Annotated in this window: 18 protein-coding genes, 2 tRNA genes and 1 pseudogene; 9 read left to right on the top strand and 12 right to left on the bottom strand. The window is 47.9% G+C overall.

Annotation, left to right across the window (positions count from 1 at the left end; all coding sequences use genetic code 11):
- Positions 1 to 67 precede the first annotated feature (67 nt).
- From purF to G493_RS32295, 5 genes are all read left to right on the top strand, one after another.
- Positions 68 to 1,507, top strand: a complete 1,440-nt coding sequence (gene purF, locus G493_RS29435) for an amidophosphoribosyltransferase (protein ID WP_051309328.1) — start codon at positions 68 to 70, stop codon at positions 1,505 to 1,507.
- 198 nt (positions 1,508 to 1,705) lie between these two features.
- Positions 1,706 to 1,903, top strand: coding sequence for a ferredoxin (locus G493_RS0114800; RefSeq protein WP_028581023.1), 198 nt, complete (start codon positions 1,706 to 1,708; stop codon positions 1,901 to 1,903).
- Between the two features lie 330 nt (positions 1,904 to 2,233).
- Positions 2,234 to 3,307, top strand: a complete 1,074-nt coding sequence (locus G493_RS0114795) for a hypothetical protein (RefSeq protein ID WP_028581022.1) — start codon at positions 2,234 to 2,236, stop codon at positions 3,305 to 3,307.
- A complete protein-coding gene (locus tag G493_RS0114790) occupies positions 3,304 to 5,922 on the top strand; it encodes a cytochrome ubiquinol oxidase subunit I (protein WP_028581021.1) in 2,619 nt (872 codons plus the stop codon). Before G493_RS0114795 ends, G493_RS0114790 begins: the two co-directional genes overlap by 4 nt.
- 232 nt (positions 5,923 to 6,154) lie before the next feature.
- Positions 6,155 to 6,772 (top strand): methyltransferase family protein, encoded by a 618-nt coding sequence (locus G493_RS32295; RefSeq protein WP_051309327.1) that lies wholly within the window; start codon positions 6,155 to 6,157, stop codon positions 6,770 to 6,772.
- A gap of 246 nt (positions 6,773 to 7,018) precedes the next feature.
- Here G493_RS32295 and G493_RS0114775 read toward each other — a convergent pair whose 3' ends face one another.
- The 12 genes from G493_RS0114775 to rdgC form a co-directional block, all read right to left on the bottom strand.
- On the bottom strand, positions 7,019 to 8,230 hold the full coding sequence (locus tag G493_RS0114775) for an acetate kinase (protein ID WP_028581020.1): 1,212 nt from the start codon (positions 8,228 to 8,230) through the stop codon (positions 7,019 to 7,021).
- Positions 8,227 to 10,371 carry a phosphate acetyltransferase gene (gene pta, locus G493_RS0114770; RefSeq protein WP_028581019.1) on the bottom strand — a complete coding sequence of 715 codons (2,145 nt, stop codon included), beginning with the start codon at positions 10,369 to 10,371 and terminating at the stop codon, positions 8,227 to 8,229. Before pta ends, G493_RS0114775 begins: the two co-directional genes overlap by 4 nt.
- 379 nt (positions 10,372 to 10,750) lie before the next feature.
- Positions 10,751 to 11,254 (bottom strand): PilZ domain-containing protein, encoded by a 504-nt coding sequence (locus G493_RS29425; protein ID WP_035274627.1) that lies wholly within the window; start codon positions 11,252 to 11,254, stop codon positions 10,751 to 10,753.
- A complete protein-coding gene (locus G493_RS0114760) occupies positions 11,241 to 11,759 on the bottom strand; it encodes a nitroreductase family protein (protein WP_035274636.1) in 519 nt (172 codons plus the stop codon). The genes G493_RS29425 and G493_RS0114760 overlap by 14 nt, the downstream gene beginning before the upstream one ends.
- Before the next feature lie 208 nt (positions 11,760 to 11,967).
- Entirely contained in the window at positions 11,968 to 13,587 is a 1,620-nt protein-coding gene (locus G493_RS0114755) for a fumarate hydratase (protein WP_028581017.1), read from the bottom strand.
- A 290-nt stretch (positions 13,588 to 13,877) separates the two neighbouring features.
- On the bottom strand, positions 13,878 to 14,711 hold the full coding sequence (locus tag G493_RS0114745; RefSeq protein WP_028581015.1) for an MBL fold metallo-hydrolase: 834 nt from the start codon (positions 14,709 to 14,711) through the stop codon (positions 13,878 to 13,880).
- Between the two features lie 53 nt (positions 14,712 to 14,764).
- A complete protein-coding gene (gene hemW, locus G493_RS0114740) occupies positions 14,765 to 15,916 on the bottom strand; it encodes a radical SAM family heme chaperone HemW (protein ID WP_035274625.1) in 1,152 nt (383 codons plus the stop codon).
- Position 15,917: 1 nt separating this feature from the next.
- Positions 15,918 to 16,655 (bottom strand): RadC family protein, encoded by a 738-nt coding sequence (gene radC / locus G493_RS0114735; protein ID WP_028581013.1) that lies wholly within the window; start codon positions 16,653 to 16,655, stop codon positions 15,918 to 15,920.
- 15 nt (positions 16,656 to 16,670) lie between these two features.
- On the bottom strand, positions 16,671 to 18,101 hold the full coding sequence (gene gatB, locus G493_RS0114730) for an Asp-tRNA(Asn)/Glu-tRNA(Gln) amidotransferase subunit GatB (RefSeq protein ID WP_028581012.1): 1,431 nt from the start codon (positions 18,099 to 18,101) through the stop codon (positions 16,671 to 16,673).
- A 23-nt stretch (positions 18,102 to 18,124) separates the two neighbouring features.
- A complete protein-coding gene (locus G493_RS0114725; RefSeq protein WP_028581011.1) occupies positions 18,125 to 18,670 on the bottom strand; it encodes a hypothetical protein in 546 nt (181 codons plus the stop codon).
- A gap of 427 nt (positions 18,671 to 19,097) precedes the next feature.
- Positions 19,098 to 21,383, bottom strand: coding sequence for a tetratricopeptide repeat protein (locus G493_RS0114720; protein ID WP_028581010.1), 2,286 nt, complete (start codon positions 21,381 to 21,383; stop codon positions 19,098 to 19,100).
- 147 nt (positions 21,384 to 21,530) lie between these two features.
- Positions 21,531 to 22,136, bottom strand: a complete 606-nt coding sequence (gene rdgC / locus G493_RS0114715) for a recombination-associated protein RdgC (RefSeq protein WP_028581009.1) — start codon at positions 22,134 to 22,136, stop codon at positions 21,531 to 21,533.
- Between the two features lie 607 nt (positions 22,137 to 22,743).
- On the opposite strand from rdgC, the gene G493_RS0114705 reads away from it, so the two are divergent.
- From G493_RS0114705 to G493_RS29420, 4 genes and pseudogenes are all read left to right on the top strand, one after another.
- Positions 22,744 to 22,819: transfer RNA gene (locus tag G493_RS0114705), tRNA-Lys, on the top strand.
- 15 nt (positions 22,820 to 22,834) lie between these two features.
- A tRNA-Glu gene (locus tag G493_RS0114700) sits at positions 22,835 to 22,912 on the top strand.
- A 416-nt stretch (positions 22,913 to 23,328) separates the two neighbouring features.
- The gene (locus G493_RS0114690) at positions 23,329 to 23,826 is read left to right on the top strand and encodes a NifB/NifX family molybdenum-iron cluster-binding protein (protein WP_028581006.1); all 498 of its coding nucleotides are present in this window, start codon (positions 23,329 to 23,331) and stop codon (positions 23,824 to 23,826) included.
- A gap of 504 nt (positions 23,827 to 24,330) precedes the next feature.
- A pseudogene (locus tag G493_RS29420) lies at positions 24,331 to 24,538 on the top strand (IS1634 family transposase); the annotation flags it as partial.

Here is a 24,538-nt window from a genome sequence, read left to right as displayed (position 1 = left end):
ACAAGGAAATGTTCTTTGTGCCTTTTCAATTTTTCAGGAACCTCGCAGCGTGATTACAAACTCAGTTATGCAAAGCGTAAACATTTCTCCTTCATCTGTCCAGCAATCTCCCTACAAACCAAAGCACGAGTGCGGCATTTGTGGCATATATGGTCACGAGGATGCAGCCAAGCTGGCCTACTTCGGGCTCTACGCCCTGCAACACAGGGGCCAGGAAAGCGCAGGTATTGTTGCCTCTGACGGGCGCAAGGTTGCCATCCATAAGGATATGGGACTTGTACCGGAAGTATTCACGGAAAGAACCCTGCAGAAACTTACAGGGCACATGGCTGTTGGCCATGTACGCTACTCCACCACCGGTGAATCCAACGTCATCAACACTCAGCCATTCCTTATTACCCACAAAGGACTTCCCCTGAGTGTGGCCCATAACGGTAACCTGGTCAACTCCATAACCCTCCGTCAGCAACTGGAAGAGGATGGATCCATTTTCCAGACCTCCATGGACAGTGAAATATTTGTCCACCTTATTGCCAAACATATCGATCTTGGTCTGCCCGAGGCTATTAAAAAGACATTCTGTTCCATCAAAGGAGCCTACTCGCTTCTGATGATGACCAGAGACACCATGATTGCGGTACGGGATCCCCATGGTTTCAGGCCGCTCTGCCTGGGTAAATTGTCCAACGGGGCTTACGTGGTCGCATCGGAAACCTGTGCACTGGACCTGATAGAGGCAGATTACCTGCGGGATATTGAGCCGGGTGAAGTATTTATCGTGAATAAGGATGGCATTGATTCCTTCTTCCCCTGGAAACCCTGTAAAAAAAGTTTCTGCATTTTCGAGCACGTGTACTTTGCCCGTCCTGACAGCGATGTCTTTGGCTTCAATGTCTACAAAGCCCGCAAACGGATGGGAGAAATACTTGCCAGGGAAACAAACATTGATGCTGACTTTGTCATGCCTTTTCCGGATTCGGGCAACTACGCAGCCATTGGCTACTCCAATGCTTCGGGAATCCCCCTGGAAATGGGAATGATCCGCAATCACTATGTGGGCAGAACCTTTATCCAGCCTACACAGTCCATGCGCGACTTTTCCGTGCGCGTCAAGCTCAACCCCGTGCGCTGCCTCTTACGTGGCAGAAAAGTTATCATTGTCGAAGATTCAATCATCCGCGGCACAACAGGACGCAGCAGGGTCAAAAGTCTGCGAGAGGTAGGCGCCAAGGAAGTCCACATGGTTGTCAGCTGTCCTCCGACCTGTCATGGTTGCTATTACGGCATTGACTTTCCTTCCAATTCTCAGCTTATAGCAGCTGGAAATACGGTTGAGGGGATCCGCGATTACCTGGGCCTTGATTCACTGACCTATCTCAGTGTCGATGGAATGGTGGAAGCCACCGGTCTTCCCAAGGAGCATTTCTGCCTGGCCTGTTTTAATGGTGATTATCCCATTTTACCAGACGCCAATTTTACAAAAGATGCGCTGTCCAGCTGTCTTTAACAGAGCCAAATACACGAGTGAAGACATACCCTGGAGTCACTCAGCGTATATCTGATCGTTCCACAGGGCAGGGGGAGATCCCTTGCCCTGCAGCTGAGACTCCTGGCACGCCACAACTTCACAGCCCCGTATAACCAACTGAAATCAAGGGAATTAAACCTGCAAAGAGTACCCCCTACAGCTGCCGGATTACAATTTATGGGCTCAACAACATCCATCACCATTGATACCTATCGATGCAGTGCCTGTATGACCTGTATTGAAATGTATCCGCATCTTTTTCGGCTCAACGAACTTACAGAAAAGGCAGAGCTGATCAATCCAGCACAGCCTGTTACCGAAGAGGTATTAAAGGCAGCGGCGTTTTGCCCTGAAAAATGTATTGAAATTGAGTAGTAACCTCACATATAGTAGAAAACGGAAAGAGAGAAGGGGGCAGTCCAGAAAAAATATAACGTATCCCAAAATTGCTCAAGACATCAACTCGGCAAGAACGTGCCTGAGCCGGGAGACAAACAAGTTTGGATAATTTCTTTTTTCCGCTGTCCTCAGTCTGCATTTTTCTTTCCGTTAACATTGGCACAGGAACACGCAAATCCGTGCTGATCCAATAATGGGGTTCATCATGAATATGCACCATGTCATCTGCACGGTGCGTTTTACCCGGGCGACATCACCACCCTGAATCACTCCCATTTTTGGCCGGCACAAACTGAGGAGTCTTTCATGGATCCAGCAACCCTCATCCCTGCCCCGGATGCTCTCCCTGTACACTGGAGCTGGTTTTACCTGCTGCTCCTGGTAACTTTTTTTCTGCATATTGTGCTCATGAATATCATGCTGGGCACGGCCTTCATAGCCACCGCCACCCATCTGTGGAATACAGGTGGCGACTCTCCTGTTTGTGAATCTGCGGCCAAAGGCCTTCCCTACTCCATTGCCTTGACGGTCAACTTCGGCGTTGCTCCCCTACTCTTTGTACAAGTCCTTTTCGGCCATCTGGTCTATACAAGCTCCATTCTCATGGCAGTTTACTGGCTCTGGATAATAGGAATATTGATAGCAGCCTATTACCTGGCCTATATTTACAAATATCGTTACCACTGCCTGGTCGGTGGCCGTTTTCTGCTTACCGGTGCCATAACCCTGTTGCTGCTTCTGATAGGCTTCTTCTTTACCAACAATTTTACCTTGATGCTAAATCCTGCACAGTGGTCACGATATTTTGACAACCCGGGAGGATTTATTTTGAATACCGGTGACCCGACTCTCCTGCCCCGTTATCTGCATTTTATGACTTCCGCAGTGGCGGTTGGCGGGTTAAGTCTGGCGGTGTGGTTTTCCTGGAAGCAAAAAAAGGGGAGCCATGAAGCCAGTCATATGATCACCAGGGGATGTCAATGGTTTGCCGGTGCCACCCTGATTAATGCAGGCTTTGGAGCCTGGTTCCTTGGCAGCATTCCCCATGGAATGCTTTCCGCTTCCGGTTCAGTTACCTGGTTTACCATATTACTCATGATATCTATACTCTTCATCTGTTTTGCTGTAATATTCGCGTTGCGCGAACAAGTGTACCCTGCTGTAATCAGTGCGCTGCCGGCAATATTTTTCATGATTCTGGTGCGTGATCAATTACGTTCCGCCTACCTCCATCCCTGGTTCTCCCCATCTGATCTCCCTGTCCATCCGCAATATTCGCCACTTTTTCTTTTTCTGGCAGTTTTACTCGGTGGCCTGGTTCTTGTGGGCTGGATGCTAAAACTGGTTCTTACCGCTGAGACCAAGGGGGTACAGTCATGAATTATCCAGTCTGGCAACTGGAAGCGGCAGGCGGCGGATTACTGATAGCCCTTATCGCGGTATTCCATGTCTATATAGCTCACTTTGCCGTGGGCGGAGGCCTTTTTCTCGTGCTCACCGAGTTAAAAGCGCTACGTGAAAACAACGGTTCCATGATGGAATTTGTTCGCCGACATGCCCGCTTTTTCGTCCTGGTTACCATGGTCGCCGGTGGAATCACCGGAGTCGGCATCTGGTTTACCATAGCCTTGCTTAATCCGGCGGCAACATCTGTCCTTATTCATACCTTTGTTTTTGGCTGGGCCATTGAATGGGTATTTTTCCTGATTGAAATAGTGGCTCTGTTCATCTATGCATCGACATTCGACAAGCTTCCCCCCAGACAGCATCTTCTCATCGGCTGGATCTATTTCGGGGCTGCCTGGCTGTCTCTATTCATGATTAACGGTATCATCGGCTTCATGCTCACGCCTGGCCAATGGCTGGAGAATGGCAATTTCTGGTCTGGTTTCTTTAACCCCACATTCTGGCCCTCTCTCTGTTTCAGGACGTTTTTTTCCATTCTCATTGCAGGGTTGTTCGGATTGGTTACAGCAACCTGGAGCCGCAACCCTGCAATACGAATCCAACTTACCAGATATTCTGCCCTCTGGCTGCTTATCCCCTTCACCCTGTTTCTGATGTCAGGTTTCTGGTATAAAGGTGTTCTCCCTGCAGAGTTGCAGCAAACTATCTTTGAACGTATGCCAGCCACAGCACAATTTGTGCAGGGATTCATTTTCTTCTCCCCAGTATTGCTGGCAGGATGCCTGTTGCTGGCCATTCGCATGCCGGGTATACTCAGCCGCCCTCTGGCTCTGACGCTTTTAGTTGCAGGCCTGCTTTATATGGGATGTTTTGAATATATCAGGGAAGGAGGCAGGCGACCGTTTATCATATATGACTACATGTACTCCAACGGCATCCTTACCAAGGATGCCCCAAAAGTATCCACAGAAGGTTTACTGAAGCACGCACGCTGGAGCAAATATTCAACCATAACACCAGACAACCAACTCGCTGCAGGCAAAGAAGTGTTTACCCTGCTATGTTCCTCCTGCCATTCAGTGGATGGCCCCACCCTGGACATCAGGGCTCTGAGCAGAAACTACACTCCCGCCTCCCTTGATAATATGATACGGGGGATGCATCACGTGTACCCCTCCATGCCGCCCTTTATAGGTACAGATGAAGAGCGCAAAGCCCTTGCTTGGTATCTGGCTTACGGACTTAATGGCCGGATGGATCGAGTAGCAGCACCAAATATCGCAGAAAAAACCACCGAGCCTCATGTCTTTAATCCTGACCAGGATGAATATGTGCTCCTTGCCTGGAGCAGCGATGGCATGCACACCTTTGCAGACGCATTGCCGTACTGGAGTTTCAGACAACCTGGAAATACGGTGCGGGCGCAACTGGTGCGACGCGGAGAGACACCCGAAGTCGTTGAAAATGCAACCATACTCTATCAGGTAGAATCGTCTTTCCAGATTCCTGGTGCGTACACTGTTTTCTGGGATGCGGCATTGCAGAAATTCAAATGGACCTACCCCGTCCACCAGGGATACACAGGGCCCGAATCCTATGGCGAGATGATAGGTCAGGCAGGTCTGTATCTAACTACTGATATACGAGTTGTTCCATACCCCGATCAGAACACCTTTGACCCCTATCCTCTTCTTACCCTGGAAGCTGAAAATCAGGCAGGAGACTTGCTCGCCACCACAACCGTACCTCTGCCTGTCTCCACAGAAATGGGTTGTAACTCCTGCCATGGCGGACAATGGCGCGTTGCTGATCGTGCCGGATTTATGCAGTCAACTGCCCTCAATATTCTTTCCATCCATGATAAACTCAGCAATACCCAGCTGGTTGAACAGGCAGCCCAAGGAAAACCTGTAATCTGCCAGGATTGCCATGCTGAAGAGCATACCTACCGCTCGCAGATGAATCTTTCCGCTTCCATGCATGGTTTTCATGCTGTTTTTCTCAGTCATGAGGGTACCGATGCCTGTGCGGCCTGCCATCCTTCTTCCAGTACTGGAGCAACCCAAATGCTGCGTGGAATACACAACGTTATAGGGCTGGAATGCACAAATTGTCATGGCAACCTGGCCGAACACGCCTTGGATCTTCTCAAACAGGAAGAAAACAACGGCCTCTCTCAGGCCACCGAATACAGCAGGCGGATCGTCGTTGAATTCGGAGAGATTGCAGACATTACTCCCCGTAGTCCCTGGAGCAACCAACCTGACTGCCTGCATTGTCATGTGGAATTTGCAGCACCTGAAACGGATAGCACCCTGCATGAATACACCGAAGACATGGATTCCCTGTATCGCAACAGAACCGATGAAAGCGGTGCACTTTACTGCGCTGCCTGTCATGGCAGTCCCCATGCTTTGTATCCGGCTTCCAACGATTATGGCACGGTATTGCATAACCTGGTGCCTCTCCAATACCAGGATGAACCCCTGCCAATGGGATCGAATTTTGGATGTGCGGTCTGCCACACCACAGAAATGGAAGATGAAATGCATCACCCCAATATACTGGGAGAATTTAGGAACTTGTAATAACTTGAAAATAACTACTCATAGGGGAAACTGATACATTTAAATTCACCTGTATTCGTAACTGGTTACAGGATACCTGAGATTTTCACAATCAGGCTGGCGCAGCGTATTGGATCATACGTAAGCCAGGCTGATCGCGGAAAGATCAGGTGCACTATGAGCAGCTCACGAAAACAGTTGTCTTTCCGAGTTCCATAAAACAAAAAAAATACAGATCCCATAATGGGTTACCATGCAAGAACTCTTCTTGGTTACAACGCTTTGGGCAGCCTGGTGCGGTGTGCACAGTCTTCTCATCAGTCGGGCGGTCAAGGATGCTATTTTTCGTCTATTTCCTGTCACCCGGTCATATTTCAGGCTTGCATATTGCGGGGTCTCTCTTATCACCTTGATTCCCCTCTGCATCTATACCGTGCAGCTGCCACAATCAGTGGTGTTTACCTTTCACGGCCTGTTTCGTCTTTTCCAGATATGCCTGGCTGTCTACAGTGTTATCCTGTTTGCAGGCGGGGTGCTTGCTTATGATATGCAATATTTTCTAGGGATTCGTCAGCTCCGGCATGGTCGGGACCACCTAAACAACAAACAAGAAAATTTTCAACAACATGGGATTCTTCAAATAGTCCGTCATCCTTGGTACAGCGCAGGAATTGCTCTACTGTGGTGCAGTCCGACAATTACCGATATAGGACTGAGTATCCGACTCCTGCTCACCCTCTACTTCACAGTTGGCGCCTATCTTGAAGAAAACAGATTGCTCCATCAATTCGGTACCCCCTATAAACGTTACCGCAAAGAAGTACCTATGCTGATTCCGAATTTTCTGAAGATATTACGTAAATGCTCTTAAACGTAACTGATCACAGGGTTAACACCACTGATATTTCAATTGGTTTTGAGTCGTAACTGGTCACAGATGCTTCAGATTTGTGCAAGCACGGTTTTTCGCAGGTAAGCGAAGATTCCGGTAGGCTATCTGTGAGGGAAACCGCGATCGCGCAAAGAGGTTTCTTCTACGCCCCCTTTGCAAAAAAGGCGTAGAAGAAGAGTTGTGAAGAAAAGTGTAAATAAAAAACAGACAACCTCAAGAGAATGTCTATTTGGTCTGCACCACATCCAGGGTTTCCCTGGCTATGGCCAGTTCTTCATTGGTGGGCAACACCAATACTCTGACCTTGCTCTCCGGAGTGCTGATGGTAAACGGCTCACTGGATCGCTGGTCATTAACTTTTTTATCTATAACAATACCAAAATTTTCAAGCCCTTCCAGAGAGAGCTCGCGCACGACAGGATCGTTTTCGCCGATACCTGCTGTAAAGACGATGGCATCCACACTTCCCAGAACAGCCATATATGCGCCCAGGTATTTTTTTACACGGTAGGTTTGCACATCCAGAGCCAATTTAGCACGTTTATTGCCGTCCTCAATGGCCGTATGAATGTCACGCATGTCATTCATACCACATAAACCTTTCAAACCTGATTCCCTGTTAAGCAGATCATCAATGGCTTCCAGATCCATGCCTTTGTTACGGTGCAGGAACATATGAATTGCAGGGTCCACATCACCGGAACGTGTCCCCATAACCAGACCTTCCAGTGGAGTCATTCCCAGAGAAGTGTCTATACTTTCGCCATTTTTCACTGCTGTCATGGAGCAGCCATTACCCAGATGCACAGTGATCAGGTTGCACTCCTTGGCTGGTTTTCCCAACAATTTGGCAGTTTCACTGGCAACAAATTTATGAGATGTTCCGTGAAACCCGTATCTTCTTACCTTATCCTGCTCGTACAACTCATAGGGTAGAGCGTACATGTACGCATGGCTGGGCATGGTCTGATGAAATGCAGTATCAAAAACAGCCACCTGGGGAGCATCTGGAAAGAGTTCCTTAGCGACTTTAATACCATCCAGATTGGCAGGATTATGCAAAGGCGCCAGGGGAATATTGGCTGAAATAGCATCCATGACCGCTTGATCGATAACCACTGGTTGCTGAAAATCCTCGCCGCCGTGAACAACTCTGTGTCCGACAGCATCGATTTCGCTGGCATTTTTGATCACAGCATGTTCACTTTTGGTCAGTACATCAATGGCAGCCAGCATCCCTTCCTGATGGTTGGCGATGGGGTCTTCCTTACGTACCACGGCCTTTTGCGTGGAATCCGGGTGAAAAGTGGTCTTGATGAGCCCGGTCTCCTCACCTATACGTTCCACCAAACCATTGGCCAGAACTGTTTCGGTCTCCATATCGAGGACCTGGAATTTGATAGACGAACTTCCTGAATTAATAACAATAACCTTCATAGTGCTTCTTCATACTCATTGTGTTCTTTTTCTTTGGCCTCTTGGGCCTGTATGGCTGTCAGAGCAACGGTATCGACAATATCCTGCACCGTACAGCCACGGGACAAATCATTAACAGGCTTATTCAATCCCTGCAGAACTGGCCCCATGGCCACTGCATTGGCAGCTCTCTGAACCGCCTTATAGGTGTTGTTGCCTGTGTTCAAATCAGGGAAAATAAATACGGTTGCCCGTCCGGCGACCACGGAATCCGGTGATTTTACCTTGGCCACTCCCAGGTCGAACGCCGCATCGTACTGCAACGGCCCTTCAATAGGATAGTCAAGGCCGCGCTCTTTTATCAGACGGCGGGCTATTTCAGTGGCTTCGACCACCTTTTCCACATCCTGTCCTTTTCCGGAAATACCCGTTGAGTAACTGAGCATGGCTACCTTGGGCTCAATATTAAAGATCTTGGCTGTTTCTGCAGAAGACAAAGCTATCTCAGCAAGCTGATTGGCATCGGGATTAGGAACAACGGCACAATCACCGAAAGCGAGAACCCTGCTTTGAAAACACATGATAAAAACAGAAGAAACAACAGATACGCCGGGTTTGGTTTTAATAAACTCAAAGGCCGGCCTGATGGTCTGCGCAGTGGTCGTCACAGAACCTGATACCATTCCATCAGCAAGGCCCTTATGCACCATCATGGTACCGAAATAGGTCGGATCGGACATACGGTCGCGGGCAACATCGCGAACAATGCCTTTATGGCGGCGAATATCAAAATAGGTTTCAACAAAATCATTGTAGTAATACGAAGCGGCCGGGTCGATAATGTTGGCATTATCGATATTGATGTTGAGCTTTGCCGCTTTATTCTGGATATCTTTTGGTCTGCCCAGAAGTGTCAATTCAGCGATACCCCTGCGCAGAATAATATCTGCAGCATGGAGAATGCGCTCTCCGCTTCCTTCTGGCAGCACGATGTGCTGTTTATTACTGGCAGCTTTTTCAACCAGGGAATATTCAAACATCCTTGGTGTAATTTTCTCAGTTTTCTGGGAGACAACTCTTTCACGCAACTCCTTGACATTGACATTCTCGGTGAACCAGCCAAGGGCAGTGGCTATACGTTTCTGATCAGTTGCTTCGATCCGGCCATAGAGTTCATTGACGCTCTGTACCGTATCATAGGTGTGAGACTCCACAAATAACACAGGAACCGGCACCCCGGTCCATCCCTGAATCAGTTTCTGTACACTTGGACGCAGGTCGATGCCACCTGTGATGAGAATACCTGCAATATCAGGAAATGAAGAAGAGATTCGTGAGGCAAGACTGGCAATAATGATGTCTGAACGATCACCCGGGGTTATAATGAGGCTGCCAGGTTTGATATACTCCAGAAAGTTGCCAATCTGCATGGCTGCAACCAGATAGTTGTCCACCAGGGTAAGCATGTTGGATTCTCCATACAGAATCTCTGCCCCCAGCCAACGTTTTACATCATCCATGGATGGATTTCCCAACGCCTTATTCTCTGGGATTGCATACAACGGTATGGGTCGCTCAAACTGATCCAGACACTTGGCCCTGTCAATAATAGCTTCCATGAAATCACCAGGAGCGCGGTTAATAATACATGCCGCCAGATCCACACCTTTCTCTTCAAGGGTGTCCATGGTAATAGCTGTGTACGAACATATTTCGTCAACAGTCTTGTCCCGACCGGAAACGACCGCAAGAACAGGAGCACCGAGATTGACAGCGATGTCAGCGTTCAGGTCAAACTCAAAACTGACATCCTTACCCCTGAAGTCGGTTCCTTCACACAGAACAAAATCATATTTTTTTTCCAGCTCTTTGTATTTTTTCAGGATATTCTCAAAGAGCAACTCCTCCTGTCCGCTGGTAATAAGCTGCCGGGCCTCACTCAACGTATACGCATGGGTATCCTGATATGGAATTTCAAGCTTGAAATATTTGAGTACCAGATTGAGGTCATGGTCATGGCGGCCAAAGACATGATCGTTGATAATGGGGCGAAAAAATGCTACTTTACCGATTTCCTTCAAAATCGTCTGCATCACCCCAAGGACCACGGCAGATTTCCCGCTTCTCTCTTCTGCTGCTGTTATATACAGATTATTTGACATACATAACCTCATACGATGGAAATGTTCAGACGCAACCAGTCACAGGAAGCTCATCCCGGGATAATATTGAACCCTGCGCTGTAAGCGATCACCAAACCACATGATCTCATCTGCGATAGGTCAGACACAGATACCACCAACCCTCTCAAGAGTTGTGTAATCAAGAGATAACAACCGATACAACGGGTTTGCGGGCATGGAGTGTGTTATTTCAAACAAATTTACCAAATTTATTGGTATTACCAATCTAGCACACTGACCAAAAAAGACAACGGGAAAAGAGGATAGAAACAAAAACTCCTTTCCCTATACAAATGAAAACAGACCAATTTTCAGACCAGCCTTACGGATACCCTTATCAGAGTTACATCCGGGCATTTTACAGAATTCCCGGATGCGATTTGATTTCGCTGTCTATCTGGTCGGGATCTGGGGCATTGTAGAGCAACAGATGCTGGAGATGAAAGAGACTCTCTGGATCAATGGCTGTAAATGTAATCGCAATATCATCATCAACCTGCCGTACAACCCGACCTTGTGCCTGAATAAAGGGCCCATCATCCCCCTCGTCGCTGAGATAGATGGTCACCAGACAGTTACGGCCCTCTTCTGCACTTTGGGTCACGTTCAAAAGGCACCCACCAACACTCAGGTTTTTGACCTGTTTTACCGGCTGAGATTCTCCCTGTTCAAGATTGAGGATGACGGGAAAAGGTAGGAAAATTCGTGTAAAACGACGCTTATCCTGTTCCATGGATCTTGCCTCTCTGTTGGATGGAAATGGATAACCAGGAAGAAAACAATATCTTCTGCAAATAGTGTACAAGGTCATTGTGCCCTTGGCAAACGAAGAGTCAAGGATATGAAACTTACCAATGTTCATAATGCACATATTCTTCCTGATACCTGGTACGGGCTTCTTTGCTTTTAGCGGGCCAGCCAAGGGCAATACCGGAAACAGGAATAACGTTTTCCGGAAGTTGCAGGAGAGCAGAAAATGCAGCCATTCGCTCCTTTCGAGGATGAAGTCCCACCCAGCAGGATCCCAGCCCCAGAATGGTTGCAGCCAGCAGAATATTTTCGATAGAGGCACTGACATCCTGCAATAAAAAGGATTCTTCCCCATCATGTACCTGCCCTCTATCACCGCAGGCTATCAATGCCACTCGGCATGAACGAAGCATCCTCCCGTGGGGTAGAAGTCTTGCCATCTCTTTGAGTATTTCCCGTTGACGTACAACTATATAGCGCCACGGATCCTTCTGCATGGCTGAAGGTGCAGCCATGGCAGCTTGCAGAAGATCCTGAATCAAGGCGTCATCAACGGGTTGGGTTGTAAATTGCCGCACACTTCGCCGACTGAAAAGAGGTGCAAGCTTTGGATTCATATCAGCCATCCTCCTGTTGCCTCATTTTTTTTGCTGCGAATAAAAAATCCGGTCATACCATGGCATGACCGGATGTATATAGCGCAGGAGTGAGAGTATATGCAGCTGTGTCCAAGACAGACGTGATTACCTTTCAGCTTGCTGGAAAAGACCTTTACCTGAAAATCAGCTCACATACTACGAACTTCACTCGCATATTGATAAATTATTAGATCAACCCTTTAAAAAAGTCGTTTCCTTTATCGTCCACCAGAATAAAGGCAGGGAAGTTGACCACCTCTATCTTCCAAACAGCCTCCATACCCAGTTCAGGGTAATCGAGACATTCGACTTTCTTGATATTCTCCTCAGCCAGCAGAGCTGCAGGTCCACCGATGGAACCAAGGTAAAAGCCGCCATGCTTCTGACAGGCATCTGTTACCTGCTGAGAACGGTTACCTTTTGCAATCATAACCATGGCGCCACCCTGACTCTGCAGAAGATCCACATAGGAATCCATACGGCCAGCAGTGGTTGGCCCAAAAGAACCCGAAGGTTTTCCCTCAGGAGTTTTGGCAGGACCGGCATAGTATACCGGATGTTTTTTCAGGTAGTCAGGTAACGGCTTCCCTGCATCCAGCAGTTCCTTCCATTTGGCATGGGCAATATCACGGCCGACGATAATGGTACCTGTAAGCGACAACGGAGTAGCTACCGGATATTTGGTCAGGTCTGCCAAAACGCTTTCCATAGGCTGGTTCAAATCAATGGCAACAACCTTATCAGAACTCCTGTCACGATATTCATCAGGAATCAGACGACCTGGATTGGTATCCATCTGCTCGATCCACAGACCGTCTTTATTGATTTTAGCCTTGATGTTTCTATCTGCGGAACAGCTGACCCCCATTCCCACAGGGCAGGAAGCACCATGACGGGACATGCGAACCACACGAATATCATGGGCAAAATTCTTACCACCGAACTGAGCTCCCAATCCAAGGTTTCGTGCCTCTTCCAGCAACTCGGCTTCAAGCTCCACATCTCTGAAGGCGCGGCCATACTCATTACCGGTTGTGGGCAGACCATCCAGATACTTTGCAGACGCCAGTTTCACTGTTTTCAGATTGGTTTCTGCACTGGTTCCACCAATGACAAAGGCAATGTGATAGGGGGGACAGGCAGCTGTACCCAGACTTTTCATTTTCTCTACCAGAAATTTTTTCAATGTTCCCGGGTTGAGCAACGCTTTGGTTTCCTGGTACAGATAGGTTTTATTGGCACTACCGCCGCCCTTTGCCAGGAAGAGAAATTTGTACTCGTCTCCGGGGGTGGCATAAATATCAATCTGTGCCGGCAGGTTGGTTTTGGTGTTCACCTCTTCATACATGGTAAGAGGAGCGTTCTGGGAATATCGCAAATTTTCTTCTGTGTATGTAGTAAAAACGCCTGCAGAAATTTGTTCGGCATCATCACAGCCTGTCCACACTTTCTGGCCTTTTTTGGCAACTACGCAGGCAGTACCGGTGTCCTGGCAGACAGGCAGCACAAATTCACACGATACTTCTGCATTACGCAGCATGGCAAGAGCGACTTCCTTATCATTGTCTGATGCTTCCGGGTCACTTAAAATTTTCGCCACGCTTTCATTGTGGGCCGGTCGCAGCAGGAAAGAAACTTCCCGCATCGCCTTGTTTGCCAGTTCTTTCAGTCCCTCAGGAGCAATTTTAAGTACCTGTTCTCCGTCAAAATCAACAACGGAAACATACTCTTGAGATCCTTCGAGCAGTCGATATTGGGTTTCGTCCTTACTTAAAGGAAACGGGTCCTGGTACACAAACTCAGCCATGATCTTACTCCTTAATGTGTTAAATAGGTTGGAACCGACAGACAAGGTCGGTCTATGCAAAACGTACACCCCAATACGTTTATTGCGAGGGTGGTGGCTGCGACGCGAAAAAAATGAACCGCCATTCACAGTCAGTGGAGATGTTTTACCGCGCTCTGCTCACAAAGGCAAGCAAGAGTGTAAAAAACAGGCGTGAAATCGTATGCTAACCCTCTTGGCACAACTCATCACGGAGCATAGAGTTCCTTGCTCCCATGTGCATCATAACCGTAAGCGATTTCAGCTAGTTATCAACAACTGAACTGACAACCTACTGCTGCGAAAAAAAATCGGTCTCCAAAATGATGGTGCAAAAGAGATGAACGGACAAGCCCAGTACAATGGGCGGCTCCGATCTGTTCAATATTGAATGATTCCAAGGCTTCCAAGGTTTGCTGAAACTGATCCGCATCACCAAAGCCCAGGTGCGTGCCGCCAAAGACAGAATAAATTGGTTCACCGGGCAAATTCTTCTGTACATGTCGTAATATATTAATCAAGCCGGCATGGGCACACCCCAACACCACCACAAGTCCCTTTTCGCCCCGAATCACCATGGACAGATCGTCGCGCAGTTGATCCTGCTGAAGAGAACCATCCTCCAGCCTTTGTTTCATGTGAGGATCCGGCACCTCAAAAGAAGTTGTTCTGGGAACCTCTCCGGTAAGATATACTCCATCAAAAATCTCTGTGAATTCAGATATTGGCTGCAACTGCATACCCAGGGATTCCAGATACTCCCGACGATAGCGGATACCTATCTCTCTAGAACCGTCCTCCTGATCCCAGTAACGGGTAATAAACATATCAGGATGTCCGTACACGTCGATTACACCGGTTTGCTCCAGCACCGCAGGCAGACCAGAAGTATGATCATAATGCCCATGACTGAGAATGATGGCATCCAGATGTTGCAGATCCTTACCCAGCTTACGGCTGTTATGGAGCAGTCCCATTCCCTGGCCTGTATCAAACAGCAGTCGCCTGTCCGGGGTTTCAATAAGTACAGACCAGCCGTGTTCACCAATGAGCCCTCGAGAATCAGCCACTGAATTTTCACATAAAATGGTATACTCCGCTTTCATGCTGCACCTCCTGTTTCATCTTTACCAAACGCCATGAAACTGTTTTTTCCAGATTATACAAACTCCGCCATCACCATATTTGCCACCTGCATCCCTTTCCGGCTCAAAAAAAGGCGGCCTTCTTCAATCTTGATTAATCCATGCTTCAGGAGTCCCGGTATAACCTCCTTATAATAATCAAGCACGGACAGACCAAATCGCTTGCCAAGAGACTCCAACTCTATGCCCTGAACCATTCGCAGGCCAATCATCACAGTCTCCCGAAAATATGCCTCCTGCTCCAGATGTTCCTCTTCCCATGTTCCATCTTGCGCAATACCAAGACCTCTATTGAAGGCTGCCGGATCACTGATGGTGATCCAGCGGGTTCCCTGGTGTGCGGAAACAGCACTGGGACCAAAGCCCAGATAGCTGCCATTGCGCCAGTAATTGCAATTGTGGCGGCATTCATATCCGGGAAAAGCATAATTGGAGATTTCATACCGTTGCAATCCAGCAGGAATGAGGTATTTCTCTATCTGTTCCATCATGGAAAGCACGAGTTCCTCGTCCGGAATGACGAGTTGGCCCCTTTCAACCAACTCTGCCATGGGAGTTCCCTCTTCTACGGTAAGTTCATACAGTGAGAGATGTCTGGGATGGTGTGCAAGCACCTGCTGCAGGCTCTCAGTCCAGGAAGACAGATCCTGGCCTGGAATACCATACATCAGATCCACACTATAATTTTCAAAACCTGTTGCCCGGGCAGCCTGCATGGTCTGTATCGCTTCCTGCACGCCATGCACCCTGCCAAGGACAGCAAGTTCTACGGCCTGCATGGATTGTACACCAATGGAGAGCCTGTTAAACCCACAACCACGCAATTGTTTGAGGCTCTGCACATTCACCGTGGCAGGGTTGATCTCTATGGAAATTTCTGGCTGCCTGCAAGGCACGCGAAAGGACCGTAAAATGAGCTGAACCAATTCACAGAGCATGTCAGGGGCAAGTAATGAAGGAGTTCCACCACCGAAAAAAACCGTGGAAAATTCCATGTTCTTCCACGATCTGCAGGTGCGCATATGCCTGATCTGCGCGGTGACAGCCTGAAAATAATCACGCACAGCCGACGATGTATACCCTCGTGAAACAAAACTGCAATAGCGGCACTTCTGCCTGCAAAAAGGCACATGTACGTATATTCCTGGCCCAGGCACAGACACCATCTCAGGTTAACTGTGCGCGAACAGCACGACTTTGCTCTTGTATGGAGGCCATGATGCCATGATCGGCAAAACTGTATACCTGTTCCCCCTTACCGATAATGAGGTGATCCAGGAGATTGATGTGCATAAAGGAACAGACCAGATACAGAGAAAGGGTGAGCTCTTTGTCCTGGGCAGATGGGGTGAGATTTCCGGAAGGATGATTGTGGGCTATAATCAATGCGCAGGCATTACATGCCAGCGCTTCCTTGATAAGCTCACGGGGATAAATGGTGTTCACATTGATTGTGCCCTCAGCCACCACCCGGGTATCAATGACGGCATGGGCGTTATCCAGAAATATAACTGTAAAGACTTCTTTTTCCAGCCCTCGCATGGAATGAATCAGGTACTCGGCAACATCGCGAGAAGACCGAAGATAGTCTTTGCCCTGTATACGCTGACGCAGGTATCTCCGTGCAACGCCCTGAATAAAATTCAAGGCAAAGATATTTTTCGCCCCCAGGCCTTTAATCTGCTGAAGGGCCCCGGGCGAAGCATCAAGCACTGCAGGTAATGACCCAAAATGACGCAAAGCTTCCCTGGCTGACTCTTTGCAGTCAGAACGCGGCGTACCAAAGGTCAATAACAATTCAATGATTTCAGCATCGGAAAAGGCATCGATACCCTGGTGCAGGAATTTATCCCGTAACCGTTGCCGATGCCCCTTACCTTTATTCTGCCACTGCTGCTTGTCCACAATGGGTACTGCTGGTTATTCGTTTTCGGAAAGCTCCTGCTGAAAGAGCTTATTAGCTATCTGCGGGTTTGCCTTTCCTTTGGTTTTCTGCATCAGCTGCCCCACGAAAAAGCCTATAACCTTGGTTTTTCCTTCTCTGAACTGCTGTACCTGCGCTTCATTATCGGCAATGATGCCCCTGACCATTTCCAGCAATTCCGTTTCATCACTCATCTGGACCAGCCCCTTTTCTTTGACAATACCATCGGGGTCTGCCCCTGTTTCCAGCATTTCTGCAAAAACGGTCTTGGCAATTTTACCGGAAATAGTGTTCTCATCCATCATAATCATCAGGCGTGCCATCTGTTGGGGCTTAACAGGACAATCACTCATGTTTTCCGGCCCATATTCCCGCAGCAGCTCAGTACCGATAAAATTGCTCAGCTTCTTGGCATTTCCACAATCTCTGGCTGCAATTTCAAAAAAATCAGCCAATTCGCGGGAACTGGTCAGGATACCGGCATCATACTCTGACAATTCATAATCCATGATGAATCGGTCCCGTCGCGTATCAGGCAACTCGACCAGATTTTCTTTGACAGTGGCGATCCAGTCATCCTCAACAACCACTGGAACCAGATCCGGGTCAGGGAAATACCGATAATCGTGAGCCTCTTCTTTGCCGCGCATAGCCTCTGTTGACCCCTTATCCGGGTTCCAGAGCAGAGTCTGCTGTACAACCTGGCCACCATCAAGCAGAATATCCCGCTGTCTGCGTACTTCGTATTCCAGAGCGAGTTGCACATTTTTAAAGGAATTCATGTTTTTCAGCTCTGTGCGAATACCAAACTCATCCTGCCCCACAGGACGCAAAGAAATATTGGCATCGCAACGAAAACTCCCCTCCTGCATGTTGCCGTCACAGATATCAAGATAACGGACAATGGCATGTAGTTTTTTCAGGTAGGCAGCGGCTTCCTCCGGTGAACGCAGATCAGGCTCACTGACAATCTCCAGCAAAGGAGTTCCGGTCCGGTTCAGATCAACATAGCTGACAGGCTCACGGTCGTCATGTACCAGTTTTCCAGCGTCCTCTTCCATATGAATTCTGGTAATACCGATGTTTTTTCGGCCGTCTCCCAGATCAATTTCCAATTTGCCATGCTCGGCTATGGGCAGTTCAAACTGTGAAATCTGATACCCCTTTGGCAAGTCGGGATAAAAATAGTTTTTCCGGGCAAAAATATTTTCGTGGTTGATGGTAGAATCCGTTGCCAGTGCGAGCTTAATGGCAGATTCGACCACTTTTTTATTCAATACCGGCAGTGACCCTGGCATACCCAGACAAACCGGGCAGGTATGGGTATTTGGTGGTGCTCCGAATTCCGTTGAACATCCACAAAAAATTTTGCTTTGCGTCTTCATCTGGGCATGTACTTCCAGCCCGATTACCGTCTCAAATTCCATGAAAATTGTGCCTAAAACCAGAATTATTGTTGTAAGGCTCCCTCAGAAACCCACTGACGTATCTTTATCAACTCGTCATTCCACTCTTGGGAACAACGGATATTAACAAACATGCGAAAAAGCTCATTCACAAGATAAATGAGTTCTTCCAAAAGAGCAATACGCTCCAATATCTGCGCCTCAAGTCCTTCAGGATCCTTGCCGTCGTTCTCTGTGCCAGCGGTTTTGGGCAGCCGGACATTACGAAACTCAAGGGTTCCTGCAGAAAGAGTAACACTATACTCATTGTCACCCCTGGCAATTCGAATACGTGCCTGTTCGGGCTTTTTAGCGAGCAGCAGGCCCGCCCTCGCCTCTTTCAATTCAGTCTGCAGGCCACGGCAGATGACTTTTTCTGAGGTATCTCCCTCGCCATATTCCAGCAACATGTGCTTCTCAAAAACCACCAGAATATCGCCGTCATTGGGCAGTTCAACCGTTCCACCCCGTTCCTCTGACTTGTACCACATCCAGGCAAGAAACTCCTGCCCCAAAAATCTTTTTTCCTGAATAAGATCAACAAGATCCATATAAAACACCCTATACAGCGGACGCTGTGGATTGTAAATAACCTCGGTTAATTAAGGGCTGCGGGGAAAATTATCGAAAAACTTCACGAGACAGCCTGTTTCAGGCAAAAATACACGAAATTCTATGAATAGACACAAACTTTATAAAAAATATCAACGAATGTCGGGCGGAAATCAAGAGCCGCAGAAGTACCCCCTTCGCACTTTCTGCGCAGGGAGTACTTCTGCGACTCTAAGAAGCCTGTCGGTGAAAGCTCTTTTTTCCCATATTCGTGGTATTTTCAGAAAATAAATGTTCGCAATATCAATTATATAACTGTGCTTGATTTCCTAAAAATGCCTTAATCTGAGAAAAAATAGCAACTCTCCGACAGACTTCTAAGGAAACAGGAAACTACATGGAAAAATCCCACAAGAAATGCATAACTTAAAGCTCAAGTGAGAATGAATTGTCTGCAGATTTTCTTTCCTGCTCTTCCACAGCCTTGGCAAAAATTGCCGTAGCCCGTTTCTGATATTCCTCAGCCTCTTCACCCTTGCGCTGGCTCTGACACGCTTTAGCCAGCTCCTGAAGAATAGCACCAACCCGCGGATGCTCCGGACCCAATGTTTCTTCTGCAATTACCAGGCATTTCTGATAGCAGCCTTCCGCCATATCATGCATGCCCTGTAATCTGTATGATTCAGCCATGCTGTTCAGGCTCATCGCAACCATGGGATGCGTTGGGCGCAATGTTTTTTCGCGGATGGTCACCAGGCGTTCATACAGTGGCACAGATTCACGCTCCATCTCCAACTCCACGCACAGTGCCGCTAATTTGGAAAGTACACTGGCCAGAACAGGATGCTCTTCGCCATATTGTTTCTCTAAAATTTCCAGAGCCTTACGATACAACGAGATTGCCTTGTCATACTCTCCTATGGTTTCCTGAAGCTCACCAATCTGGTACCAGCTGGTTGCCATTTCCGGATGATCCTGACCAAGTTGCTGTGAAAAAACTGTCATGGCTTCCTTATAGAGAGGTCCTGCCAGTTGGGAACGACCACTCAACACATATGTATACGCCAGGTCCCGCTTTTTGACAGCCAATTCCACCGGATCGATTTCCGCTTTTTTCTGAAGCTCCTCAACCGCACTTTCCATCCATGCCACGGCATTACCATACAGGTAGAGTTGGCGGGCCACCATGGCTGCGGTGGAGAGATATTCCGGATTATCCCCTGCAATCTCAATGGCGTGTTTGTAGCGTTCCATGGCCAGGGGAAGATCAATGCGGCATTCTGCAAGTTTCCCGCTGTAGTAAGCACCCAACGCTTTTGCCTTGCCGGTTGCCTGCAATGCAACCTTGGCAAGCAGGGTTTCTGCAACGTCCGGATTCCCACTTTTCAAAGCCTCGCTGGCTTCCTGTATATCTGCGCCTGCCACTTCAGAGCCCATATCCTGGAGTACAGCCAGAACCTCTTGATATGTTTCCTTTTCCTTCGCGTAACTCTCATCCAGCATGGCTAATTTTTCATTAACCACCACCAACTCACGTTGCAGATGCGCAGGAACATTACCTCCTTCTCCCTGATGGGCGTTTTCCAGGTCTGCCCGCAACTGTTCTTCCAGTGCATTGAGGCGATCGCTGTACTGTTTGTAGGATATTAATTGCGTTCCCGCGGCCAGTGGCTCTTCCTCCACCTCAGCCAGCTCTTCTTCAAGTTCAGGCTCTTCTTCGCCCAGCAGTGCCGCAAGTGGATCTTCATCCTGAACAATCGATGCCGGAGCTTCATATTCCTGATCTATTTCAAGATCCAGGAGATCGTCTTCACTAAGATCACCTTCAGCCAGCAACGCCGAGGTATCTTCCTCAAGTATTGCGGTCTCGGGCTCCGCTTCTTCTTCAACAACAGCCTCTTCAGGCTCAGGCTCAACAGCGACCTCTTCCGCAAAGATTTCAGTTTCTTCAACTTCAGAGATAACAGTCTCTTCCTCTTCCAGCTCATCAGACAACTGCTCTTCAAGAGCAGGTTCACTGATATCCGATTCCTGTAGTTGTTCTGCTTCTACAAGGTCTTCTACAACTGTCTCTGCATCAACCTGAACCAGTTCCTCTTCAAGAAAAATTTCTTCTTGAGTTTCAGGCTCAAGCAGCTCTTCTTCCTCTAACAGGGTGGTGGTCTCGTCTTCCACTGCAGAGGGGATCACGTCATCAGAGACTATCGGCTGCTCTTCTTCAAGAACGCCCTCCGTCTCCAGCAATTCTTCCTCAGCAAAAAGCTCTTCCTGCGGCTCAACAGGCTGTTCTTCAGCCACAACCTCTAATTCCGATTCAGGAACCTCACCTTCGAGCAGGATATCTTCATCCAGTTCCACAACAATTTCTTCTGCCCCGGTTTCTACATCGAGTTCCGTTGGCTCCGGCTCCTGGGCCTGCTCTTCTTCCCCCGGAGCAGTTGCCTCTTCGGCAACGAATCCCTCTCCCAACTCTGCCAGTTCCTCTGACAGATCAACATCTGTGGCGGCCTGCTCTGGAATGGCCCCTGTTTCACTTTCAGGTTCTTCGACAAGTTTATCCGCCGGGGTCTCCAACGGAGCTTTTTCCTGTTCCTGTTCGCCCACTTTTTCAGGGCCAGCCGGCTTCTTCTTTTTGCCGGATAACAATTTTACAAGAACAAGCAGGACAATTACACCTACAACACCCAGAGCGATAAGTATGGCATTATTCATACTTCCTCCACAGCCTCTTTATTTTCGCAGAATCCATGTGGCAACCAGATACCGACAGTTCAACCAACCAGCAGCACATAAGCTGAAAAACAGCCACATAAAAGTTAATATTGAGTTTTATACTGCAAGATACAGGCACGCAGACCATCACAGAAGAACGGCAGGCCTCATATCCTCATATTGGGCGGCCTGGCTTTCATCAACCATTTGCTGTCCCAGCAGCCAGGGAATCTGCAGCACCAAGGTCAGGCCAAATGTTTCCTTAAACAGATCTTCCAACAGTGCAATGGCTTTCTTGCTGGTGGAAAAAAAGAGCAGACTGTTTTCTGCAAGATTCCAGCAAAGGTCAAAGGTGGCAGGTATGGGTGGAGATTGACGAACAAGCTCAGCTCTAATTCGTTCCTTGATTTCCAGCTTCACAGCACGACTAAGCCTGGGAAGCTCTTTCTCCAGCTTGATCCGTTCTTCTTCTTTCATGGTATATTTTTTCAGGACAGAAGAAGAAATTTTACGTTCATCGGTCCGCATTGTCAGCACCACGTAATCTGCAGCCGCATACGAACCATAAGCAAAATCACTGTCAAACATGTTTGCCACAGAAACCCAACCAATGGAAAATTCATCTATGGTATCGTCTATGTCTTTAAAACTGTTTGCGACAACACGATCTGCTACAAAATCCCAAAAATTTTCCGGCAACTCACCTTGAACAGCAAAGCGAGTAAAGGATGCAGATCCGGCAAGTAACCCCATAATATACCCAGTCTCTTTTATCGATTAATGATGTTTCTGCCAAGGCAGAAGAATAAACCTATCACGTTCAGGTGCCTGTCTGAAAAATGAAAAATACTGTTCAAATGTACGGCACGCGGAGAAAATATTTTCTCTAACACAATAACAAATTCTCACTTACCAATGAAGATAATACCAGAACAGACCAAAGGACAATTTCCGCCCAGACACTAATTATGGTATATCAAACCTGTCTCCTGCCAACAAGTGAATTAACCCGTATTTCTTATGATTGTACCCTGCTCCGGCAGCAAGGTCGACTTTTTCACGGGTATATTCCACTTCAACGGAGAAGCAACGGGCACCAATACCTGCGAATACCGCTGAAAAAATCAATTACACGAAAACATTCTCGCTCTTGTTTACGTTTTTTGCGCATTTTTCCACAGAAGCCCCCGCTGCTTGCAAAAACATATTAACTATTTATTTTCAAATAATTAGAATAACAATCAGGTGCGATTTCGGGTGACACTGAAGAAAAAAAAAACAAAAAAACGTTTAACAAATGCTTTTTTATATTGACGCCAACCCCTCACTCGTGTATAAAATGCGGCCTCAGCGAACGGATGGGTCGTTAACTCAGCCGGTAGAGTATCTGCCTTTTAAGCAGAGAGTCGCGCGTTCGAGTCGCGCACGACCCACCATCACTTGACGTTCCTGTCCCCATCGTCTAGCCAGGTCCAGGACACCGGCCTTTCACGCCGGCAACAGGGGTTCGAATCCCCTTGGGGACGCCAATATATAAGGGCGCTTAGCAAATATGCTAAGCGCCCTTTTTTTTACTCACCTTTCTTTCATCCCTCTCCTGTGGACCTGAAGTCCCGCAATAAATTCACGGTTATCTTCATTCAGATTATCACCCTGCTTCTGTAGCGCAACGACATTCCTGCACCTCGGATTATGCTGCTTTAAGCCAAGAAAGTTACTTCGCACCCATAAAAAACAGCACAAGGGTGACGGTTTTCTGAAAACCAGCGTTTCCCCTTCCGGCATCAACAGAATTATTATTTGTACTTGCGGCACCCCAACAGATACTCTTTTATTTTTTAGAGGTACTGAAAAAAATTTTACTTTCCATATTTCGAAACAAGATCGCTCAGGGTATACTACAAATGGTAGAGAAATTCTGAGCCCCCGACATCATGGAGCTACTATGAAAGTTTGCATAACATCCACCGGCAGGGACACAGAATCCCTGGTTGACGAAAGGTTTGGCAGAACACCGTATTTCATTATTTTCAATACAGAAACAGACACCGCAGAGACCGTAGAAAACACATCCTCCGGTAATGCCCAGGGCGCCGGAATCGGCGCAGCAAGTCTCATTGTGGATCATGGTGTTCATCATCTGCTCACAGGCCGGCTCGGCCCTAAAGCAACAGATGCTCTCCAAAGTTCAGGAATACATGTTACAGAAGGTATCAGTGGCCAGAGCACAGTAAAGCAGGCCTATGACACGTTTAAACAATCAGGCCCATCGCGCTCACCCAAACAGAGCATCGACTCACCCCCCCAGACAACCCCCTCAGGTCAGCCAGGAATGGGCATGGGGGGAGGTGGAGGAACGGGATGCGGCAGGAGCGGCGGCAGGGGCCGTTGTGGTGGTGGAGGAGGCGGCGGCAGAGGCATGGGCGGAGGCAGAAGACGCTGACCTACCATCCGTACCACTTCAGAATTCATTAAGAAAACAAACCAACCCGGGAGACTGTCCAGAAATAAGTTTTTCTCCAAGTTCAAAATCACGGGAATACTATTCTCGGACAGCCCATCTCTGCACGGCGGTTAAATCGTGCAAAGATGGGTACCCGGCGAACCAGCACAGCAGACCTACGCTCCCCGGCCAGCTCCACATGCAGCCCGGAGAATCCCTCAAGAACAGGCTATTTATCCAGCTCAAAATTTGCTCGAAAAATAGAAACACCCATGCAATCAACACGGCGAGCATTATTCCTTTGAAAAACAGTGAGTTGTAAAAAAAGCATTCTCACCCTCCCTCCCAATGCGCCTGGACTTACCTTTTGTCCTGAGTTCCCGGCAAAATGTAACGAGGAATTTTAGATAATGGCTTAATAATACACGGAATAGGTCCAATTTCTCTTGCAAAAATCCTCGTCACAATACATACTATTGTAACGAGGAACAGGAGGGATTACGAATGGCCACTATTGTATATCAGACCAATAAAAAGACAGGAGTTACTTATGCGTATGAGTCAGTCTCTTATTGGGATAAGAAGAAGCAGCAGTCCAGAGCGAAGCGAAAATGCATTGGACGGCTAGATCCAGAAACCCGGAAGATCATTCCCACCCGCAAAAGAAAGAAGCCAGCCGTTGAAGAAAAGGCTAAACGAGGGCCGGTTCCCG

The organism is Desulfogranum japonicum DSM 18378 (genome assembly GCF_000429945.1).
In the GTDB taxonomy this organism is placed as follows: Bacteria; Desulfobacterota; Desulfobulbia; order Desulfobulbales; family Desulfobulbaceae; genus Desulfogranum; species Desulfogranum japonicum.
This window is presented reverse-complemented; position numbering and strand designations above follow the sequence as displayed.

What these genes read in the sequence shown, in the direction of transcription:
- purF (WP_051309328.1), top strand. Translation starts at nt 68, where the DNA reads ATGCAAAGCGTAAACATTTCTCCTTCATCTGTCCAGCAATCTCCCTAC.
- G493_RS0114800 (WP_028581023.1), top strand. Translation starts at nt 1,706, where the DNA reads ATGGGCTCAACAACATCCATCACCATTGATACCTATCGATGCAGTGCC.
- G493_RS0114795 (WP_028581022.1), top strand. Translation starts at nt 2,234, where the DNA reads ATGGATCCAGCAACCCTCATCCCTGCCCCGGATGCTCTCCCTGTACAC.
- G493_RS0114790 (WP_028581021.1), top strand. Translation starts at nt 3,304, where the DNA reads ATGAATTATCCAGTCTGGCAACTGGAAGCGGCAGGCGGCGGATTACTG.
- G493_RS32295 (WP_051309327.1), top strand. Translation starts at nt 6,155, where the DNA reads ATGCAAGAACTCTTCTTGGTTACAACGCTTTGGGCAGCCTGGTGCGGT.
- G493_RS0114775 (WP_028581020.1), bottom strand. Translation starts at nt 8,230, where the DNA reads ATGAAGGTTATTGTTATTAATTCAGGAAGTTCGTCTATCAAATTCCAG.
- pta (WP_028581019.1), bottom strand. Translation starts at nt 10,371, where the DNA reads ATGTCAAATAATCTGTATATAACAGCAGCAGAAGAGAGAAGCGGGAAA.
- G493_RS29425 (WP_035274627.1), bottom strand. Translation starts at nt 11,254, where the DNA reads ATGAACATTGGTAAGTTTCATATCCTTGACTCTTCGTTTGCCAAGGGC.
- G493_RS0114760 (WP_035274636.1), bottom strand. Translation starts at nt 11,759, where the DNA reads ATGAATCCAAAGCTTGCACCTCTTTTCAGTCGGCGAAGTGTGCGGCAA.
- G493_RS0114755 (WP_028581017.1), bottom strand. Translation starts at nt 13,587, where the DNA reads ATGGCTGAGTTTGTGTACCAGGACCCGTTTCCTTTAAGTAAGGACGAA.
- G493_RS0114745 (WP_028581015.1), bottom strand. Translation starts at nt 14,711, where the DNA reads ATGAAAGCGGAGTATACCATTTTATGTGAAAATTCAGTGGCTGATTCT.
- hemW (WP_035274625.1), bottom strand. Translation starts at nt 15,916, where the DNA reads ATGGTGTCTGTGCCTGGGCCAGGAATATACGTACATGTGCCTTTTTGC.
- gatB (WP_028581012.1), bottom strand. Translation starts at nt 18,101, where the DNA reads ATGGAATTTGAGACGGTAATCGGGCTGGAAGTACATGCCCAGATGAAG.
- G493_RS0114725 (WP_028581011.1), bottom strand. Translation starts at nt 18,670, where the DNA reads ATGGATCTTGTTGATCTTATTCAGGAAAAAAGATTTTTGGGGCAGGAG.
- G493_RS0114720 (WP_028581010.1), bottom strand. Translation starts at nt 21,383, where the DNA reads ATGAATAATGCCATACTTATCGCTCTGGGTGTTGTAGGTGTAATTGTC.
- rdgC (WP_028581009.1), bottom strand. Translation starts at nt 22,136, where the DNA reads ATGGGGTTACTTGCCGGATCTGCATCCTTTACTCGCTTTGCTGTTCAA.
- G493_RS0114690 (WP_028581006.1), top strand. Translation starts at nt 23,329, where the DNA reads ATGAAAGTTTGCATAACATCCACCGGCAGGGACACAGAATCCCTGGTT.